Origin of the sequence: Kitasatospora sp. NPDC059327 (genome assembly GCF_042752535.1) — a bacterium.
Classification (GTDB): domain Bacteria; phylum Actinomycetota; class Actinomycetes; order Streptomycetales; family Streptomycetaceae; genus Kitasatospora.
This window is the reverse complement of record NZ_JBHYYB010000096.1, coordinates 18,486-34,579: the sequence shown is the minus strand read 5'-3', so window position 1 is coordinate 34,579 and position 16,094 is coordinate 18,486. Positions and strand designations below refer to the sequence as shown.

The 16,094-nt window shown below is 75.1% G+C and carries 11 protein-coding genes and 1 riboswitch; of the genes, 3 read left to right on the top strand and 8 right to left on the bottom strand.

Annotation, left to right across the window (positions count from 1 at the left end):
* Positions 1–76: 76 nt before the first annotated feature.
* From ACFXHB_RS36280 to ACFXHB_RS36260, 5 genes are all read right to left on the bottom strand, one after another.
* Positions 77–1,606 (bottom strand): UDP-N-acetylglucosamine 1-carboxyvinyltransferase, encoded by a 1,530-nt coding sequence (locus ACFXHB_RS36280; RefSeq protein ID WP_380579855.1) that lies wholly within the window; start codon positions 1,604–1,606, stop codon positions 77–79.
* A 142-nt stretch (positions 1,607–1,748) separates the two neighbouring features.
* Entirely contained in the window at positions 1,749–2,867 is a 1,119-nt protein-coding gene (locus ACFXHB_RS36275; protein ID WP_380579853.1) for a cobalt-precorrin-5B (C(1))-methyltransferase, read from the bottom strand.
* A gap of 139 nt (positions 2,868–3,006) precedes the next feature.
* The gene (locus ACFXHB_RS36270; protein WP_380579851.1) at positions 3,007–4,521 is read right to left on the bottom strand and encodes a precorrin-2 C(20)-methyltransferase; all 1,515 of its coding nucleotides are present in this window, start codon (positions 4,519–4,521) and stop codon (positions 3,007–3,009) included.
* A complete protein-coding gene (locus ACFXHB_RS36265) occupies positions 4,518–5,144 on the bottom strand; it encodes a precorrin-8X methylmutase (protein WP_380579849.1) in 627 nt (208 codons plus the stop codon). The genes ACFXHB_RS36270 and ACFXHB_RS36265 overlap by 4 nt, the downstream gene beginning before the upstream one ends.
* The gene (locus ACFXHB_RS36260; protein ID WP_380579847.1) at positions 5,141–6,355 is read right to left on the bottom strand and encodes a cobalamin biosynthesis protein CobG; all 1,215 of its coding nucleotides are present in this window, start codon (positions 6,353–6,355) and stop codon (positions 5,141–5,143) included. Before ACFXHB_RS36260 ends, ACFXHB_RS36265 begins: the two co-directional genes overlap by 4 nt.
* A 144-nt stretch (positions 6,356–6,499) precedes the next feature.
* Positions 6,500–6,573, top strand: a riboswitch (cobalamin riboswitch).
* Between the two features lie 158 nt (positions 6,574–6,731).
* On the opposite strand from ACFXHB_RS36260, the gene cobN reads away from it, so the two are divergent.
* Together cobN and lnt are read left to right on the top strand one after the other, a co-directional pair.
* Complete coding sequence (cobN, locus tag ACFXHB_RS36255; RefSeq protein ID WP_380579845.1) at positions 6,732–10,460, top strand: cobaltochelatase subunit CobN; 3,729 nt, start codon at positions 6,732–6,734, stop codon at positions 10,458–10,460.
* A gap of 142 nt (positions 10,461–10,602) precedes the next feature.
* The gene (gene lnt, locus ACFXHB_RS36250) at positions 10,603–12,240 is read left to right on the top strand and encodes an apolipoprotein N-acyltransferase (protein ID WP_380579843.1); all 1,638 of its coding nucleotides are present in this window, start codon (positions 10,603–10,605) and stop codon (positions 12,238–12,240) included.
* A gap of 65 nt (positions 12,241–12,305) precedes the next feature.
* On the opposite strand, the gene ACFXHB_RS36245 is transcribed toward lnt, so the two are convergent.
* Together ACFXHB_RS36245 and ACFXHB_RS36240 are read right to left on the bottom strand one after the other, a co-directional pair.
* Positions 12,306–13,073, bottom strand: a complete 768-nt coding sequence (locus ACFXHB_RS36245) for a VOC family protein (RefSeq protein ID WP_380579841.1) — start codon at positions 13,071–13,073, stop codon at positions 12,306–12,308.
* A 12-nt stretch (positions 13,074–13,085) separates the two neighbouring features.
* Entirely contained in the window at positions 13,086–13,994 is a 909-nt protein-coding gene (locus ACFXHB_RS36240) for an NADP-dependent oxidoreductase (protein ID WP_380579839.1), read from the bottom strand.
* A 233-nt stretch (positions 13,995–14,227) separates the two neighbouring features.
* On the opposite strand from ACFXHB_RS36240, the gene ACFXHB_RS36235 reads away from it, so the two are divergent.
* Positions 14,228–15,439, top strand: a complete 1,212-nt coding sequence (locus tag ACFXHB_RS36235; protein ID WP_380579837.1) for an amidohydrolase — start codon at positions 14,228–14,230, stop codon at positions 15,437–15,439.
* A gap of 42 nt (positions 15,440–15,481) precedes the next feature.
* Here ACFXHB_RS36235 and ACFXHB_RS36230 read toward each other — a convergent pair whose 3' ends face one another.
* Positions 15,482–15,985, bottom strand: a complete 504-nt coding sequence (locus tag ACFXHB_RS36230) for a DinB family protein (protein WP_380579835.1) — start codon at positions 15,983–15,985, stop codon at positions 15,482–15,484.
* Between the last annotated feature and the right edge of the window lie 109 nt (positions 15,986–16,094).

Sequence of the window (16,094 nt, the reverse complement as noted above, 5' to 3'; positions counted from 1 at the left end):
CCTGTTGGCCGGCCTCGACGGGTGAGGCCGGCCAACAGGCCGGCGACGTCCGTCACGGCATCCGGCAGGGCGTCCGTCAGATGTCGCGGAAGGTCTCGATCTGGGCGCCGATCGAGTTGAGGCGCTCGGCGAGGTCCTCGTAACCGCGGTTGATGACGTACACGTTGCGCAGCACCGAGGTGCCCTTGGCGGCGAGCATCGCGAGCAGGATGACCACGGCCGGACGCAGCGCCGGCGGGCAGACCATCTCGGCGGCGCGCCAGCGGGTGGGGCCCTGGACGAGCACCCGGTGCGGGTCGAGCAGCTTGATGTCCGCACCGAGCCGGGTGAGTTCGGTCAGGTAGATGGCGCGGTTGTCGTACACCCAGTCGTGGATCATCGTGGTGCCGTGCGCGGACGCGGCGATCGCGGCGAAGAACGGCACGTTGTCGATGTTGATGCCGGGGAACGGCATCGGGTGGATGGTGTCGACCGGCGCGGTCAGCTTGGAGGGGCGCACGGTGAGGTCGACCAGCCGGGTGTGGCCGTTGTGGGCGCGGTACTCGGCGGTGCGGTCGTAGTCGAGGCCCATGCCCTCCAGCACCGCCAGTTCGATCTCCAGGAACTCGATCGGCACCCGGCGGATCGTCAGCTCGGAGGAGGTGACGACGGCGGCGGCGAGCAGGCTCATCGCCTCCACCGGGTCCTCGGCGGGGGTGTAGTCGACGTCGCGGGTGATCTCGGGCACACCGTGCACGGTGAGGGTGGTGGTGCCGATGCCCTCGATCTTCACGCCCAGCCGCTCCAGGAAGAAGCAGAGGTCCTGGACCATGTAGTTGGGCGAGGCGTTGCGGATGACGCTGACGCCGTCGTGCCGGGCGGCGGCGAGCAGGGCGTTCTCGGTGACGGTGTCGCCGCGCTCGGTCAGCACGATCGGCCGGTCCATCGGCGCGCCGGGCTGGACGGAGGCGTGGTAGGCGCCGGAGGTGGTGGCGACCTCCAGCCCGAAGCGGCGCAGCGCCGTCAGGTGCGGCTGGACGGTGCGGGTGCCGAGGTCGCAGCCGCCGGCGTAGGGGATGGCGAAGCGGTCGGCGCGGTGCATCAGCGGGCCGAGGAACATCAGAACGCTGCGGGTGCGACGGGCGGCCTCGACGTCCATCGCCGCGAGGTCGAGCTCGGCGGGCGGGGTGAGTTCGAGGTCGCGGCCCTCGTTGGTCCAACGGCTCTTGACCCCGATGCTGGTGAGCACCTCAAGGATCCGGTAGACCTCCTCGATCCGGGCGACCTGGCGGATCGTGGTGCGGCCGGTGGTCAGCAGCGAGGCGCAGAGGATCGCGACGCAGGCGTTCTTGCTGCTGCGGACGTCGATCGCGCCGGAGAGCTGGGTGCCGCCGGCGACGCGCAGGTGCATCGGGCCGGCGTAGCCGAGGGAGACGATCTCGCTGTCGAGGGCTTCGCCGATCCGGGCGATCATCTCAAGGCTGACGTTCTGCTTGCCCTGTTCGATGCGGTTGACCGCGCTCTGGCTGGTGCCGAGGGCCTCGCCGAGCTGGGCCTGGGACCAACCACGGTGCTGACGCGCGGTGCGGATGAGGGTGCCGATACGGGTGAGGTAGTCGCCTGTCACTCGGCAGACCATATCTCATGCTTGAGATAGCGACAGAACCCAGGGCGGGCATTGCGCCACTTTTGTCCATTTCTGCTCCGGATTGACGAGGCATCGGCACACCACCGCCACACTCCTGTCACGGATCCGGCGCCCCGGATCCTCAGGGCCCGAGCGGCTCCGCCCGGCCCACGACGGTGCCGGCCCGGTCGATGCAGATGACGTCCACCGCGACGGGTGAGCCGACCAGGACCCCGAGCGCGGTGGCCCGGGCCGCCTCGGCGACGAGATCACCGAGCGGGACACCGGCGGCGCGGCAGAGCTGGATCGCCTCCAGCGCGGTGTTGGCCGCCGCGACCGCGGCGACCAGCTCCGGTCCGGCTCCCCCGGTGCGGGCCAGGGCGGCCAGATGGCCGTGGTCGACCCGGGAGCGCGCCGAGTGCAGGTCGAGGTGGCCGGCGGCCAGCTTGGAGAGCTTGGCGAAGCCGCCCGCGACGGTCAGTCGGGGCACCGGGTGGCGCTTCAGGTACTTGAGCACCGCCCCCGCGAAGTCGCCCATGTCCAGCAGCGCGTCCTCGGGCAGGCCGTGCACCTCGGCGGCCACCTTCTCCGAGGTCGAGCCGGTGCAGCCCGCGACGTGGGTGCGCCCGGCGGCCCGGGCCACGTCCACCCCGCGCCGGATGGAGTCGATCCAGGCGGAACAGGAGTAGGGGACGACGATCCCGGTCGTGCCGAGGATCGAGAGCCCGCCGAGGATGCCCAGGCGCGGGTTCCAGGTGGAGCGGGCGATCTCCTCGCCGTGGTCGACGGAGACCTCCACCACGACGTCCCCGCCACCGCCGAACTCGGCCGCCACCTCGGCGACGGCGTCCCGGATCATCTGCCGGGGCACCGGGTTGACGGCCGGCTCGCCGACGGCCAGCGGCAGCCCGGCCTTGGTGACCGTCCCGACGCCCGGACCGGCCCGGAACACCACGCCGCTGCCCGGCTCCCCCGCCCACACCGTCGAGCGGATCAGCGCACCGTGCGTCACGTCCGGATCGTCCCCGGCGTCCTTCACCACGCCGGCCATCGCCCGGCCGCCCGCCCGCTCCTCGGCCGCCAGCGCGAAGCCGGGCCGCTGCCCCTTCGGCAGGGTGATCACCACCGGATCGGGGAACGCGCCCGTCAGCAGCGCCTGGTAGGCGGCCTTGGTCGCCGCCGTCGCGCAGGCGCCCGTCGTCCACCCGGGTCGCAGCCCACTGCTCCTGAGCTGCCCGGCCCGCCCTCCGACCTCAGCCACGCCGTTCGCTCCTTGCCTTGTCCGGGCCGCCGGGCCGCCGGGCCTCCGGACTCTCCGTGTTCCCCCGGCCCTCCCGGTTCGCCCGGCCCCGCCGCCCCTTCCCGGCACCACCGGAAAGGGGCGGGAAGGGGCGGGGCGCTCACGCCTCCGGGTAGCGGCGCGGGGTCCAGACGACCTGGGTGCCGTTGCCGCGTTCGACCGCCTGCGTCTGCGAGGAGCCGATCAGCAGGATGGTCCGCATGTCGACCTGGGCGGGGTCGAGGTCACCGAGGCGGACGACGCGGATCCGCTCGGTCGGGCCGCCGACGTCGCGGGCCATCACCACCGGGGTCTGCGGGGCGCGGTACTCCAGGAGGAGATCGCGGGCCAGGCCGACCTGGGTGGTGCGGGAGCGCGAGCCGGGGTTGTAGAGGGCGAGCACGAGGTCGGCCTCGGCCGCCGCGCGCAGCCGCTTGGCCACGACCTCCCAGGGCTTGAGCCGGTCGGAGAGCGAGACCACCGCGTAGTCGTGGCCGAGCGGGGCGCCGGCCCGGGAGGCGGCGGCGTGCGCGGCGGTCATCCCCGGGACGATCCGGACCGGGACGTCGCGGTAGGCCTCCTCGCAGGCGACCTCCAGGACGGCGGTGGCCATCGCGAAGACGCCCGGGTCGCCGGAGGAGACGACCGCGACGTGGTGGCCGCGCCGGGCCAGGTCGAGGGCGAACTCGGCCCGCTCGGACTCCACCTTGTTGTCGGAGCCGTGGCGCTGCTGGCCGGGGCGCACGGGCACCCGGTCCAGGTAGGTGGTGTAGCCGACCAGGTCGGTGGCGGCGGCCAGGGCGCCGCGCGCCTCGGGGGTGAGCCAGAGCGGGCCGGCCGGGCCGGTACCGATGACCGTCACACTGCCGGGGCCGTCGGCCGTCGGGACCGGGTGCTCCAGCGGCGCGACCTTGCTGGGCAGGACCGCCACCGAGAAGTACGGGACGGTCCCGGCGTCGATGTCGGCCAGCGGACCGGTCCGCTCGCCCGCCATGAAGGCCCGCTCGACGTACTGGGCGTCGGCCAGCCGGCCGGCCCGCTCCAGCGCGCGGCGGACGGCGGGGAAGGTGCGGCCCAGCTTCATGACGACGGCGGAGTCGGCGGAGGCGATCCGCGCGGTCAGCTCCTCCTCGGGCAGCGTGCCCGGGATGACGGTGAGCGTCTCCTCGGCCTCGGTGAGCGGCTGCCCGAGCCGGGCGGCGGCGGCGCTGACCGAGGTCACGCCGGGTACCACCTCGGTGGGGTAGCGGTGCGCGAGGCGCTTGTGCATGTGCTGGTAGGAGCCGTAGAAGAACGGGTCCCCCTCGGCGAGCACGACGACGTCGCGACCGGCGTCGAGGTGGGCGGCCAGCCGGCCGGCGGCCTCCTCGTAGAAGTCGTCGAGCGCGCCGCGGTAGCCGCCGGGGTGGTCGGTGGTCTCGACCGTGAGCGGGTAGACCAGCTTCTCCTCGATCTGACCGTCCGTCAGATACGGCTCGGCGATGGATCGGGCGATGGACCGGCCGTGCCGTGCGCTGTGGTAGGCCACCACGTCCGCCTTGCCGATGAGTTCGGCGGCGCGGACGGTGACCAGCGACGGGTCACCCGGACCGAGCCCGACCCCGTACAGCCGGCCGGTCTGCTGAGTGTCCGTCACTCTTCCTCACTCGCAATCGCGTTGATGGCGGCGGCGGCGATCGCGCTGCCGCCGCGCCGGCCCCGCACCACCAGGTGCTCCAGACCGGACGGGTGCGCGGCCAGGGCCTCCTTGGACTCGGCCGCGCCGATGAAACCGACCGGGACGCCGATCACGGCGGCCGGGCGCGGCGCGCCCGCCTCGATCAGCTCCAGCAGTCGGAAGAGCGAGGTCGGCGCGTTGCCGACGGCGACCACCGCACCCTCCAGCCGGGGCAGCCACAACTCCATGGCGGCGGCGCTGCGGGTGGTGCCCATCCGGCGCGCCAGCTCCGGCACCGACGGGTCGGTGAGGGTGCAGATCACCTCGTTGTCGGCGGGCAGCCGCTTGCGGGTGACACCGCTGGCCACCATGTTCACGTCGCAGAGGATCGGCGCCCCGGCGCGCAGGGCCGCACGGGCGGAGGCGACCGCGCCCGGTGAGTACACCAGGTCCTCGACCAGGTCGGTCATGCCGCAGGCGTGGATCATCCGCACCGCGACCTGCGCCACGTCGGCGGGCAGGGCGGCGAGGTCGGCCTCGGCCCGGATGGTGGCAAAGGACTGGCGGTAGATGGACGCGCCGTCCTTCTCGTACTCGATCACTTCGTGGTCCTCCTGGCCTCGGCGACCGCCTCGGCCATCTCCTCGTTCGTCACATCCACGGCGGTGCCCCGCCCCGGCGGGGCACCCTGCACCACCACCCGGTATCCCTGCCCGGTCGCCAGAACGTCGACCCATCGCCCGGCCGGGTGACCGCAGCGGCGCTCGCAACCCGACCAGTGCACCGGCAGGCCGCCGGTCCCGGCCGCCTCCAGCGCCCCCGCGGCGTCGGCCCGGACATCGGCCCGGGACGAGCCGCAGCCGGGCAGTCCGGTGCAGGCGGTGGCCCGCTCCCAGGCGGCTCCGGGCGCGGTCCGGAGGCCGGCCGCCGCCAGGTCGGCGAGCCGCTCGGCGGGCGCGCCGGGCAGCACCACCCCGCGCCAGGGGGTGAGCCGAAGCTCCCCCTCGGCCGCGTCGGTCAGCACCCGCCACTGCGCGGCCGAGGCCGAGCCGAAGCGCTGGGCGACCGACAGACCGCCGGGCACCGCGCCGAGCGGCGGCGGCGTACCGGCGAACGCCGGCAGCCGGACCGTCCCGGCCGGCAGCAGGTCGGGGACCTCGCGCAGGTGCCAGGCCTCGCGGCCGGTGGCGCGCAGCACGGCCAGGAAGTCCCGGACCACCGCCAGTGCCGCGTCCACGGCCCGCGCGGCCGGGACGGGCCGTGCGGCGGCCGACCGGCCCAGGCGCAGCAGCGCGCTGCCGTCCGGCCCTGCGATCAATGTCACATCGGCGTCGAGCGCGGCCACGTCACCGCGGCCGTCGTCCAGGGCGAACAGGAACTTGCCGGAGAGCCCCACCGCCCACGGGCTCGCGCACAGTTTGGCGTCCAGTTCGCGCACCCAGGCCCGGACCTCGGCGTGGCCGCCGCCGGGGCCGGGCGAGGCGACGATGTTGCGGACCCGCTCATGGGTGTCGGAGGGCAGTAGCCCGACCGACCGCAGCCGGTCGCCGAGTTCGGCCCCGCAGTCCGAAGCGAGGCCGCGCAGCTGGATGTTGCCGCGCGAGGTGATCTCCAGGCCGCCGTCGCCCAGCGCCGCCGAGGCCCCGGCCAGTGCCCGTGCCTGATCCACCGTCAGCAGTCCGCCGGGCAGGCGGACCCGGGCGAGGGCGCCGTCGGCGGCGGTATGCAGACGAAGCGCCCCCGGGCAGGCGTCCGCGCGGCCCCGGTCGGGCACGGCGGCGCCCGGCGCGGTCGCTTCGGGTGTCGGTGGCATGGCCGCGAGCATACAGATGATCCGATCGGTTGCCGCTGTCCTTCCGGTCACACTCTCGGCCGCTCTCCCCCAGGTCAGCCACACCCCGTACGATGCTGCCGGGCGGCCCCGCGGGGTCGCCCGCACGCCAGCGACGGCGCAGGGGAGGAAGCCGGTGCAAGCCCGGTGCGGTCCCGCCACTGTGACCACGGTTCAAACGCCGTGGAAGCCAGGAACTCCTGCCGTCCTCCACCGGCCCGGGGCGCGGACCCCGAGGAAGGCTTGACGCCATGCGCCGCCGCATGCCCGCGACCCCGTCGTCGCCCGTGCCCCCACGGGCGACCACCGCGTCGTCGCCCGTGCCCATGCCCGCCATCGAGGCCGGGAGGGCCTTCGCATGATCCTGCTGCTGTCGACGTCCGACACCGACCTGCTCAGTGCCCGTGCCAGTGAGGGCCCCGTCCCCTACCGCCTCGGCAACCCGGCCCGGCTCTCGCCCGAGGAGCTGCCCGCCCTGCTGGAGGGTGTCGAGCTGGTCGTGGTGCGCCTGCTCGGCGGCCGCCGCGCCTGGCAGGAGGGCCTGGACGCGCTGCTGGCCGGCCCGCGCCCGGTGATCGTGCTGACCGGTGAACAGGCGCCCGACGCCCAGCTGATGGAGCTGTCGACCGTGCCGGCCGGCATCGCCGCCGAGGCGCACGCCTACCTCGCGCACGGCGGCGCGGCCAACCTGGCCGAGCTGGGTTCCTTCCTCTCCGACACCGTGCTGCTCACCGGCCACGGCTTCGCCCCGCCCGCCTCCGCGCCCGCCTGGGGCCCGCTGGAGCGCGAGGCCCGGACGACCGAGGGCCCGATCGTCGCGGTGCTCTACTACCGCGCCCACCACATGAGCGGCAACACCGCCTTCGTCGACACCCTCTGCCGGGCGATCGAGGACCAGGGCGCGCGGGCCCGGGCGTACTACTGCGCCTCGCTGCGCGGTGCCGAGCCCGAACTGCTGGCCGCGCTCGGCGAGGCCGACACCCTGGTCACCACCGTGCTGGCCGCCGGTGGCACCCGCCCGGCCGACGCGCAGGCCGGCGGCGACGAGGAGGCCTGGGACGCCGGCGCGCTCGCGGCCCTGGACCGCCCGATCCTCCAGGCGCTCTGCCTCACCTGGTCGCGCGCCCAGTGGGAGGCCAGCGACGACGGTCTCTCCCCGCTGGACACCGCCACCCAGATCGCCGTTCCGGAGTTCGACGGCCGGCTGATCAGCGTCCCGTTCTCCTTCAAGGAGCTGGACGAGGACGGCCTCACCGTCTACGCCGCCGACCCCGAGCGCGCCGCCCGGGTCGCCGGCACCGCCGTCCGGCACGCCCGGCTGCGGCACATCCCGGCCGCCGAGCGACGGCTGGCCCTCGTCCTGTCCGCGTACCCGACCAAGCACGCCCGGGTCGGCAACGCCGTCGGCCTGGACACCCCGGCCAGCGCGATGCGCCTGCTGGCGCGCCTGCGCGCGGAGGGCATGGACCTCGGCACCGACCTGCCGGGGCTGGACACTGTGGCGCCCCGGACCGAAGGGCGCGCCGGTGCCGAAAGGGAGGAGCGAGGGAGCGACGCAGGAGCGAGGGAGCGACGACCGTCGGCACCGGGTCAAGAGCGCCCGGAGGCGGGCGGACAAGCTGCTCAGCACGAGGGCGACGCCCTCATCCACGCGCTGATCGCGGCCGGCGGCTACGACCAGGACTGGCTCACCGAGGACCAGCTGGCCCGCAACCCGGTCCGCATCCCGGCGGCCGACTACCGCCGCTGGTACGCCGGTCTCCCCGAGGCGCTGCGCGCGAACGTCGAGGAGCACTGGGGCCCCGCCCCCGGTGAGCTGTACGTCGACCGCTCGCAGAACCCGGACGGCGACATCGTGCTGGCCGCGATCCGCTCCGGCAACCTGCTGGTGCTGATCCAGCCGCCGCGCGGCTTCGGCGAGAACCCGGTCGCGATCTACCACGACCCCGACCTCCCGCCCTCGCACCACTACCTGGCCGCCTACCGCTGGATCGCGGCCGCCCAGGAGGACGGCGGCTTCGGCGCCGACGCCGTCATCCACCTCGGCAAGCACGGCAACCTGGAGTGGCTGCCCGGCAAGACCGCCGCGCTCTCCGCCGAGTGCGGCCCGGACGCCGTCCTCGGCGACCTGCCGCTGATCTACCCCTTCCTGGTCAACGACCCGGGCGAGGGCACCCAGGCCAAGCGCCGCGCGCACGCCACCCTGGTCGACCACCTCGTCCCGCCGATGGCCCGCGCCGACTCCTACGGCGACATCGCGCGGCTGGAGCAGCTGCTGGACGAGCACTCCAACATCGCCGCGATGGACCCGGCCAAGCTGCCCGCGATCCGTGCCCAGATCTGGACGCTGATCCAGGCCGCCAAGCTCGACCACGACCTCGGCCTGGACGAGCGCCCCGAGGACGACGGCTTCGACGACTTCCTGCTGCACGTCGACGGCTGGCTCTGCGAGATCAAGGACGCCCAGATCCGCGACGGCCTGCACGTCCTCGGCCAGGCGCCGGCCGGTACCGACCGGGTCAACATCGTGCTCGCCATCCTGCGCGCCCGGCAGATCTGGGGCGGGGTCAGCGCGCTGCCCGGCCTGCGCGAGGCCCTCGGCCTCGACGAGGCCGCGCTGACGCTGGGCGCCACCGACGCGGCCGAGGCGCGGGCACGCGCCCTGGTCGAGGCGATGGAGGCCGAGGACTGGGCGCCGGAGGCCGTCGAGAAGGTCGCCGCCGGGCTGCCGGACGCCGTCGCCGAGGTGCTCGCGTTCGCCGCCACCCAGGTGGTGCCGCGCCTGGCGGCCACCACCGACGAGCTGGACGCCGTGCTGCACGCGCTCGGCGGCGGCTTCGTGCCGGCCGGGCCCTCCGGCTCGCCGCTGCGCGGCCTGGTCAACGTGCTGCCGACCGGCCGCAACTTCTACTCCGTCGACCCGAAGGCCGTGCCCAGCAAGCTCGCCTGGGAGACCGGCCAGGCGCTGGCCGCCTCGCTCGTCGAGCGCTACACCGCCGACAACGACGGTGCCTTCCCGCCCTCGGTCGGGCTCTCGCTCTGGGGCACCAGCGCGATGCGCACCGCCGGCGACGACATCGCCGAGGCCTTCGCCCTGCTGGGTGTGCGCCCGGTCTGGGACGACGCCTCGCGCCGGGTCACCGGTCTGGAGCCGATCTCCCTGGCCGAGCTGGGCCGCCCGCGGATCGACGTCACCCTGCGCATCTCGGGCTTCTTCCGGGACGCCTTCCCGCACGTGGTCGCCCTGCTGGACGACGCGGTGCGCCTGGCCGCCGCCCAGGAGGAGGCCGACGCCGACAACTTCGTCCGGGCCCACGTCCAGGCCGACCTGGCCGTCCACGGCGACGAGCGCAAGGCCACCGTCCGGGTCTTCGGCTCCCGCCCGGGCACCTACGGCGCCGGCCTGCTCCAGCTGATCGACAGCCGCGACTGGCGCACCGACGCCGACCTGGCCGAGGTGTACACGGTCTGGGGCGGCTACGCGTACGGGCGCGGCCTGGACGGGCGGCCGGCCCGGGAGGAGATGGAGACGGCGTACAAGCGGATCACCGTCGCCGCGAAGAACACCGACACCCGCGAGCACGACATCGCCGACTCGGACGACTACTTCCAGTACCACGGCGGCATGGTCGCCACCGTGCGGGCGCTCACCGGCAAGGCCCCGACCGCCTACATCGGCGACTCGACCCGCCCGGAGACCGTCCGCACCCGCACGCTGACCGAGGAGGCGGCCCGGGTCTTCCGCGCCCGGGTGGTCAACCCGCGCTGGATCGAGGCGATGCGCCGGCACGGGTACAAGGGCGCCTTCGAGATGGCGGCGACGGTCGACTACCTCTTCGGCTACGACGCCACCACCGGGGTGGTCGCCGACTGGATGTACGAGAAGCTGACCCAGGAGTACGTCCTCGACCCGGTCAACCGCGAGTTCCTGGCCGACGCCAACCCCTGGGCGCTGCACGGCATCAGCGAGCGCCTGCTGGAGGCGGCCGAGCGCGGGCTCTGGGAGCAGCCGGACCCGGCGCTGATCGAGCAGCTCCAGGCCGCGTTCCTGGAGACCGAGGGCGATCTGGAGGGCGACGAGGGCTGACGCGGCCGCGGCGGGTCGCGGCGGGTCGCTGCTTGGCGCAGCCGGCCGCTGGTGGCCGCTGGTGGCCGCTGCCGGGGTCCTATCGCCCGTTCGGGTGACAGGACCCTGGCAGTGATCGCCACCGAAGCGGACAATACGGGGCATGTCCCGCCGCCTCACACTGCCCCGGCCCGCCCTCGGGGCGCCCACCGCCTCCGACCGCGCCGGCCGGGCCCACCGCTACCGCGCACGGGCGGCCGCGCTGGCCTGCGGCGCGGTGCCGGTGCTCGCCTTCCCGGCCCCCGGTGTCGCCGCGCTCGCCTGGGTCGCACTGGTGCCCGGCCTGCTGCTGACGCAGCGGGCGCCCGGGGCCCGGGAGGCGGCGGTGCGCGGCTGGTGGTTCGGCGCGGGGTTCATCCTCACCGGGATGTACTGGCTGATCCCGTCCATCGGGCCGGCGCTGCCGGTGCTCGCGGTGCTGTTCGGGGCCTTGCAGGCGGGGGTGGGGTACGCCGTGTGGCGCCTGCTGCACCCGCCGCTGACCACCCGTCGGGCGCTGTCCGCCCTGGTGGTCGTCCCCGCGGTCTGGCTGACCACCGAGTACGCCCGCTCCTGGCAGGCCCTCGGCGGACCGTGGGCACTGCTCGGCGCCACCCAGTGGCAGCACCCGGCCGTCCTCGCGCTGGCCTCGACCGGCGGGATCTGGCTGGTCAGCGCCGCCGTGGTGGCCGTGAACACCGGTGTGCTGATCGTCCTGACCGCCGCCGGGTGGCGGCCCCGCGCGCTGGCGGCCCTGGCCACGGTGCTCGTCCTGGCGGCCGGGCCGCTGCTGTTCGCCCTGCGCCCCGCGCCCGTCGGCGCCGGGTCGGTCACCGTGGCCCTGGTGCAGCCCGGCATCGTCGAGGATCCGCGGGCCCGCTTCGAGGCCAGTGCCACCGCGACCGCGGCCCTCGGCGGCCGCCCGGTCGACCTGATCGTCTGGGGCGAGAGCAGCACCACCACCGACCTGGACCGCGACCCGGTCACGACGGACCGGCTGCGCCGCCTCTCCGCCGTCACCGGCGCCGAGATCCTGGCGGGCGAGGACGCCCGCAAGGCCGACGGACGGATCTCCAAGGACGCGGTGCTGATCTCCCCCACCGGGACGGTCGACCGCTACCGCAAGATCCGGCTGGTGCCGTTCGGCGAGTACATCCCGCTGCGCCCGCTGCTGGGCTGGATCGCCGGCGTCAGCCGGGCGGCGGGCGAGAACCGGGCCCCCGGCAGCGCGTTCCACGTCCTCCCGGCCACCGACCGCACCGGGTCGCCGCTGCCGGTCGGGGCGCTGATCTGCTTCGAGTCGGCCTTCCCCGACATGTCCCGGACGGCCGCCCGGGACGGCACCCGACTGCTGGTCTACCAGTCCTCGACCTCGACCTTCCAGCGCACCTGGGCGCCCGAGCAGCACGTCTCGCTCGCCGCGATCCGGGCCGCCGAGACCGGCCGCCCGGCCGTCCAGGCCTCGCTCACCGGGGTCTCGGCCGCCTTCGACGCGCAGGGCCGCGAGCTGGCCCGGTTCGGCACGGACCGCACCGGCGCCCTGACGGTCCGGGTACCGCTCACCGCGCCGTCCACGGCGACCTGGTACGACCGGGTCGGTGACGTGGTCCCGGCCGCCGCCCTGCTGGTGACGGCCGGCGCGCTGCTGACCGCTCGGCTCGGCGGCCGCGACGCGCGCCGGGGCGGCGACGGCGCCGCTGCCGGGGTCGGGACCGGGACCGGGACCGGGACCGCTGCGGAGGCGGATGCGGATGCCGAGTAGCGGGTCGGCCGAGTAGCGGGACCGCCGAGCGTCGGGGCCACCGGGCCGTCCCGCGCCGGGGTGGTTCAGCCCTCCGCCCCCGCCAGGTGCACCGCGAAGGCCGCGCCCTGCGGGTCGCGCAGGACGGCCACCCGGGGCCCGTCCGGCATCGAGGTGGGAGGCATCAGGACCTCGGCGCCCAGGGCGGCGGCCCGGGAGACCGTCACGTCCACGTCCGCGACCGCGAAGTAGGGCAGCCAGTGCGGCGGCACCTGGGGCGGGAAGCGGTCGTCCATCGTCAGCATCCCGCCGAAGTCGGCGTCGTCCAGGCCCCACTGGGGGTAGACCTCGGAGGGGCGGACCGTCCAGCCGAACACCGCCGGGTAGAAGGCCCGGGCCCGGTCCGGGTCCCGGGTGAGCAGTTCCACCCAGCCGAGCGCGCCCGGGCTGTTGAGCACCTCGACGCCCGCCAGCGTCTGCCCCTGCCAGAGCCCGAACACCGCGCCGGAGGGGTCGGCGGCGATCGCGAACCGGCCCAGGCCCAGCGCCGCCATCGGCTGGACGACGATGCTGCCGCCCGCGCCGGTGATCCGGGCGGCGGACGCCTCCGCGTCCGCGACCGCGAAGGAGACGCTCCAGGCCGTCGGCTGGTCCTCCCCGTAGAGTGGCGCGACGGCGGCCGCGATCGCGCCGTCCAGCTTCATGAAGGTGTAGTCGCCGGCCTCCGGCGGTGCGTCGAGTTCGACGGCCTGCCAGCCGAACAGCTCGCCGTAGAACCGCTTGGCGCCCGCCGGGTCGGAGCTGCCGTGCTCCACCCAGCAGGGACCGCCGACCGTCACCGTGCGCTGCTTCATCTCGCCCTGCTCTCAGCCGATGTCGAGGATCAGTTTGCCGCGTGCGTGCCCGGACTCGACCTGCGCGAGCGCCTCGGCGGCCCGGGCCAGCGGGTACCGGCCGGTGAGGTGCACGTCCAGTTCACCGGCCGCGACCAGGCCGGCCAGGGTGGCGAGGGACGCGGGGGTGGTGGCACGGGTGACGAACCGGCCGCCGAGCTCCGCCACGGTCGGCGGGTCGACGGTGGAGACCAGCTTCGAGCGGTCGGCCAGGGTCTCGGCCGCGGCCCGCAGATCGGCCCCGCCGACCAGGTCGAGGATGCCGTCCACGCCGTCCGGCGCGACCGCCCGGATCCGCTCCGCCACACCGTCGCCGTACCGCACCTGCACCGCGCCCAGTGACTCCACGAAGCCGCGGTTGGCGTCGCTCGCCGTACCGACGACCCGGATGCCCCGACTGCGGGCGATCTGCGCGGCCGCGCTGCCGACACCGCCGGCGACACCGAGGATCAGCAGCGTCTGCCCGGCCCCCACGCCGACGTCCCGGACCCCGTCGTCGGCGGTCGCCGCCGCCACCGGCAGGGTCGCCGCCTCGGCGAAGTCGAGGCCCGCGGGTTTGACCGCGCTCATCGCCGCGAGCAGCAGGGTCTGCTCCGCGTAGCCGCCGGCCGCCGTGGTCCCGAAGACCTCGTCGCCGGGGGTGAACCCCGTGACGTCCGGGCCGATCCGCTCCACCACTCCGGCCGCCTCCTGGCCCAGCACGGCGGGCAGCACGCGGTCCTGCCCCATCAGCCCGCGGCGGATCTTCCAGTCCACCGGGTTCACGCCGGCCGCCCGGACGGCGATCGCGAGCTGTCCCGGGCCGGGCTCCAGCGCCGGCCGGTCCAGGAACTCCTGGGTCTGCGGCCCGCCGTAGTCGACGAACCCCAACGCCTTGACCATCCTCGATCCACTCCTCCGCCAGTGCCCCCGCTCCCCCGCCCCAGCATGCGGCTCGGACCGGCGCCGGTCCGCCGCTGCTGCGCCGAACGGGCGTGCGAGCGGCCGGGGGCGGTCACGCTGCTCGGGGTGCCGGGCGGGGCGCCGTCGCCGCGCGCCCCGGGAGGCGTTGACGAACCGGGCCGCCGTCGGGTTGGTTGGTATCGCCAACAAAGTCGCCCAAACCAGGAGGAAGCATGACCGCACCCGCCACCGCCACCGTCTTCCGCGACGTCCGCCCCCACGGCCGCGCCGCACCCGTCGAGCTGATCGCCGCCGGCGGGGTGCTGGTCGAGCGGGTGCCCGAGGGCGCGCGGGTGGAGGTCGTGGAGGGCGCCGGGCGGATCGCGCTGCCGACCCTGGTGGACGCGCACATCCACCCGGACAAGACCGCCTGGGGCGAGCCCTGGTACAGCCGGCGCCCGGCGGGCGGCCTCCCCGAGTACGTCCGGGGCGACGTCGAACTGTACGAGCGGCAGCGCACCCCGCTCGCCGAGCGGGCCGAGCGGCTGCTCGCCCACGCGGTGACCCGGGGGACGCGGGCGGTCCGCGCCCACGTCGATGTGGCGCCCGCCTACGGCCTGGCCGGCGTGGAGGGGCTGGCGGCGGCCCGGGAGCGGCTGCGGGCGGCACTGGACGTCCAGGTGGTGGCCTTCCCCCAGCACGGGGTGCGCCGGACGCCGGGCGCGGGAGCACTGCTCGCGGAGGCGGCGGCGAGCGGGCTGATCGACGCGGTCGGCGGGATCGACCCGGCCGGGTTCGACGGCGTCGGCGGTGACGGCGAGGGCCCGGCCCAGCTCGACCAGGTCTTCGCCCTCGCCGAGCGGCACGGCCTCCGGCTGGACATCCACCTGCACGACACCGGCGAACGGGGGCTCGCCCCGCTGCGCGACATCGCCGCCCGGACGAAGGCCGCCGGGCTGCGGGGGCGGGTGGTGGTCAGCCACGCCTTCTGCGTGCCGGAGCTGTCCGGCGGCGCACTCGGCGCCCTGGCCGAGCTGCTGGCCGACGCCGGCATCGGGCTCACCACCGTCGCACCCTCGGCCCACCAGGTGCTGCCGTTCCGCGAGTTGGCGGCACACGGGGTCCAGGTCGGGCTCGGCTCGGACGGCGTCCGGGACTCCTGGAGCCCGTTCGGCAACGCCGACATGCTGCACCGGGCCCACCTGCTCGGCTGGACCACCGACGCGCGGACCGACACCCAGCTGACCGAGTGCTTCGCCCTCGCGTCCGCCGGTGGCGCCGAGCTGCTGGGCCTGCCCGCCGCCGACCTCACCCCGGGCTCGCCCGCCGACTTCATGCTGGTGACGGGCGAGTGCCTGCCCCAGGTGGTGGTCGACCTGCCGGAGCGCGAACTGGTCGTCCGGGCCGGGCGGGTGGTGGCCCGGAACGGCCGGTTCCTGGGCTGAGCGGGGCGGCGGGGCGGCGGGGCGGCGGCCGCGACCCTTCGGTCAGCCCCGGTTGTGGTCCCCCGTCCGTCCGTCGATCAGCTCGCGCAGGATGTCGAGGTGGCCCGCGTGCCGGGCCGTCTCGGTCGCCATGTGGATCAGCACCCAGCGCAGCGACACCTCGTCGCCGAACCAGGCCCGGCCGAGCTCGTCCAGCGCGAACTCCTCGATCACCTGGTTGGCACTGGCCCGGGCGCGGGCGTAGAAGGTGAGGATGTCGGCCGTGGACTCGTCCGGCCGCACCCGCATGTCGGACTGGTCGTCCTCGTCGAGATCGAACGGCAGCGGACCGGTCTCACGGCCGAACGCCTGGCAGAACCAGCCGAGTTCGGCCCCGCCGAGGTGCTTGACCAACCCCAGCAGCGTCGTCCCGGACGCCGTTATCGGCCGGCGCAGCTGCTCGTCGTCCAGGCCCTCCAGCTTCCAGAGCACCGCGTCGCGGTGCCGGTCGAGAGCCACGAACAGGCTCTCCTTCTCCGCCCCTTGGAAGGGCACGCGCTTCATCATGCGCGGACCCTAACAGTCGGGCGGGGGGGGCGGGGGGGGGGACACACCACGCCGCCCACCCACCCCCAACACACAACCAACCCACCCAAAAAACACACCGAGCAACCCA

Coding starts and splice junctions, on each gene's coding strand:
- ACFXHB_RS36260 (WP_380579847.1), bottom strand. CDS start 6,355: ATGCCACCGACACCCGAAGCGACCGCGCCGGGCGCCGCCGTGCCCGAC.
- cobN (WP_380579845.1), top strand. CDS start 6,732: ATGATCCTGCTGCTGTCGACGTCCGACACCGACCTGCTCAGTGCCCGT.
- lnt (WP_380579843.1), top strand. CDS start 10,603: ATGTCCCGCCGCCTCACACTGCCCCGGCCCGCCCTCGGGGCGCCCACC.
- ACFXHB_RS36245 (WP_380579841.1), bottom strand. CDS start 13,073: ATGAAGCAGCGCACGGTGACGGTCGGCGGTCCCTGCTGGGTGGAGCAC.
- ACFXHB_RS36240 (WP_380579839.1), bottom strand. CDS start 13,994: ATGGTCAAGGCGTTGGGGTTCGTCGACTACGGCGGGCCGCAGACCCAG.
- ACFXHB_RS36235 (WP_380579837.1), top strand. CDS start 14,228: ATGACCGCACCCGCCACCGCCACCGTCTTCCGCGACGTCCGCCCCCAC.
- ACFXHB_RS36230 (WP_380579835.1), bottom strand. CDS start 15,985: ATGATGAAGCGCGTGCCCTTCCAAGGGGCGGAGAAGGAGAGCCTGTTC.